This window comes from Actinomadura sp. NBRC 104412 (genome assembly GCF_030269515.1).
In the GTDB taxonomy this organism is placed as follows: domain Bacteria; phylum Actinomycetota; class Actinomycetes; order Streptosporangiales; family Streptosporangiaceae; genus Spirillospora.
The window spans coordinates 1-2,703 of sequence record NZ_BSTM01000074.1 but is presented as its reverse complement, the minus strand read 5'-3'; the positions used below and the strand labels follow the sequence as shown (position 1 = coordinate 2,703).

Here is a 2,703-nt window from a genome sequence, read left to right as displayed (position 1 = left end):
CACTGGTCTTGGTCGACTCGAAGGATCACGAGGTGGCCGTCTCACGTCACGGGGACTCGCCCATCACGACACGAACCGGTCATAGATCACACAGACCCCATACACCACTCCAGTGGACGTGAACGAACGGGGCGCCTCTCACTCAATCAACGCCCTGAGAGGATCACGGCGAGTCGGGGGTAGTCGAAACACAATGGCTCCCCGTTGGGCTCCCGTGGCGCGCTTGATCCCAGGGTGACGGAGGAAAAGTTTCCACAGCTCAGACGTTACTCGAATACGTGTTCGACGCGAGACCTCATAGCCCGCGCTGGCCGTCGTGAGGCCCCGCGCGGGGTCCCCGCGCAAGGTTGGAAGCGACCAGCGGTATGGCATGACCAGCTCGGCCCCGTGACTGCCTGGCTGCCGCTCTTCGAGCGGCCCGGGTTACCCCTTTTGTTCTTGGCGCCCGCCGACCGGCTGTGGCCTGGCCCTTCGGCCGGAGCCCTCAAGCGGAGGCCATCGGACCTGGCGCTGAGTTGGCGCGTGCGGCCGTTCTCGGGTCGCCCTGATAGGTGTGAGAAAAGTCTGCACAAGAATCCGAAGACCAGAACGGCGTCAATAACGAGTAGCGTCGGACCAGGTGCGTACGAAGCTTTCTGCGTAGGTCGTCGCTATATCGTTCGCTTCGGTCTGTCGGAGGTGCAGGATCGGGGCCTGAGATGCGGGGATTCCATATGCATGGGGGTTGACTAGTAGGTCATTGTCAGAACGGTAGATCGAGTTATAGAGGACCGTGTCATGTAGCCGTAGCTCGACGCCGTCGATTTCGAAGAGAGGGCGGTAGAGGACGAGCGCGTTGCGGATTTTGGCGGCCAGGGAGTCGCCTACGCCCTCGTCGGTGCCGCGTTCGGCGATTCTTGGGCCGTCTGGGTTGCCGAGGAGGAGTCGGACGGTGACGCCTGTACGGGCTTTCTCGGCGAGCGTGCGGACTAGGCCGGCGTCCTCGGCGAGGAAGAGGCTGGCGTAGGCGAGGATGCCGATCTCGTGTTGTGCGCTCTCAAAGTGGTGTTGCCAGACGTGGCGGGGGACGGCCCATCGGTGAGGGTATGCGGCGAGGATTTCGGCCGTAGGGGGTTCGGGGGAAGCGCGGCGTTGTCGGGTTTGCGGCCACAGGGTGGTCTCGTCGGTGTGGAGGAGTGCGGCGACCTTGGCTCGGTGGCGGGGGTAGGGGACGCGTCCGGTTAGCCAGCGGTGGACGGTCTTGGGGTTTACGCCGAGGCGTTCGGCTACGTCGGCCTCGGTGAGGTTTGCGTCTAGGAGTGCGCGCCGCAACAAGTCGTTCACCAGGTCTCCCGATGCGTCTGCGTCGTCCCTGACGCTAACAGAAGACGTCCCTAGACGTCCCTAGAAGCCTGTCGAGAGGTCCCGCAGCTCACGGAACGCTCTTGGACATGACGAATCTGGATGTCCCGTCCGCATTGCCCGGGCGCCAGCGAACGGAGGTGGCCGACATGTCCGCGACGATCCCCCTGCGGGGTGGAGGTGGCCTCGTGCGCCGGCTTGTCGCCAGGTTTCTCGATGCGGAGGCGGTGAAGGCGGACAAGATCGCCTACTCGGTGGACCTGATGACCGAGGAGGGCGCCGCTACCGCCATGAGTCTGCACAGGGCCGCCTGTGCGCTGCGGAACGCTGCACTTGCCCTGTACGACCCGCGCCGCGTCCGGGCGTGCGCGCTGAGCGATGTGGACCGGCGAAGCATGAAGATGATCATTCTGCGTCTGTTGCGGCGACCGGTGATCGAGTACCTGCACCTGGCGTGCGAAGAGACCTACCGGCTGGCCGGTCGCCGTCCCCGGGACGACTTCGGCGGTCGGGTGCTGAGGTCCGAGGCGAGCGCGTACGACGACGCCATCTCGGCGTTGATGGCCGGTTCGCCGTCCCAGTGGTAAGCCCGCTGGCCGTCGCTCCCCTTGGTGTGTGCCGATGGCCAGTTCCGACCTTGGAGCCCAAAGAGGGGTGCCGGACAAGTGACCGCGACCATTGTCCACAGTTTGGACTGGAAGGCGTTGCCGTTGGACACGCTTCCCTACGGCTGGCGCGCGTTGATGGCGACGTGGCTGGAGAGGGCGGGCGTGCCCGGTCCGGTGGTGGAGGATGTGAGGCTGGCCGCGAGCGAGTTGCTCACCAACGCCTGCCGCCACGGACCGGCCGACGTGGAGATCCGGATGAGGGTCGAGGTCGGTGCCGGCTGGGTGGGCTTGGGTGTGTGGGACGCCTCCCCCCAGGTGCCTCAATCCCAGCCTGATCCGCTGGTGACGCTGGCGGATGGCGCGGACCTGGACGCCGTTCTGGCCGCCTTCGCGCCTGAGGAACTGGAGCGCGGGCGTGGGCTGGGCATCGTGCAGGGGGTGGGTCGAGACTTCACGGTCGTCCGCACCACCCCCGGCAAGTGGGTACGTGTGTCATTCCCGTTTTGATCAACCGCCACCGGGTTGTCAACGTCGCCCGGTTGCGGGTTACAACGCCCACCGGGGGCGCCGAGACCTGGCGGCCGTCGTTGGCGTCGTGGTGGGTCCCTCATTTCTCATGGAAGGACAGTGTCAACGGCGCCTCAATCGTGACCCCCTGAGGGCGTTTGAACCGTAACCCCTTGATGTTGTTGTTGGTTACTGTTCGTGGTTGTGTTTGGCCGCGGGTGGGCGACCGAGGTCTCGGTTCTTGAGG

Annotated in this window: 3 protein-coding genes; 2 read left to right on the top strand and 1 reads right to left on the bottom strand. The window is 65.3% G+C overall.

The window, feature by feature from the left end; translation table 11 throughout:
- Nucleotides 1-594: 594 nt before the first annotated feature.
- The gene (locus tag QSK21_RS35710; protein ID WP_285702187.1) at nucleotides 595-1,323 is read right to left on the bottom strand and encodes an XRE family transcriptional regulator; all 729 of its coding nucleotides are present in this window, start codon (nucleotides 1,321-1,323) and stop codon (nucleotides 595-597) included.
- 101 nt (nucleotides 1,324-1,424) lie between these two features.
- Here QSK21_RS35710 and QSK21_RS35705 point away from each other — a divergent pair, with 101 nt between their 5' ends.
- Both QSK21_RS35705 and QSK21_RS35700 read left to right on the top strand, forming a co-directional pair.
- Nucleotides 1,425-1,928, top strand: coding sequence for a hypothetical protein (locus tag QSK21_RS35705; protein ID WP_285702186.1), 504 nt, complete (start codon nucleotides 1,425-1,427; stop codon nucleotides 1,926-1,928).
- A gap of 78 nt (nucleotides 1,929-2,006) precedes the next feature.
- Nucleotides 2,007-2,456, top strand: coding sequence for an ATP-binding protein (locus QSK21_RS35700; RefSeq protein ID WP_285702185.1), 450 nt, complete (start codon nucleotides 2,007-2,009; stop codon nucleotides 2,454-2,456).
- Nucleotides 2,457-2,703 lie beyond the last annotated feature (247 nt).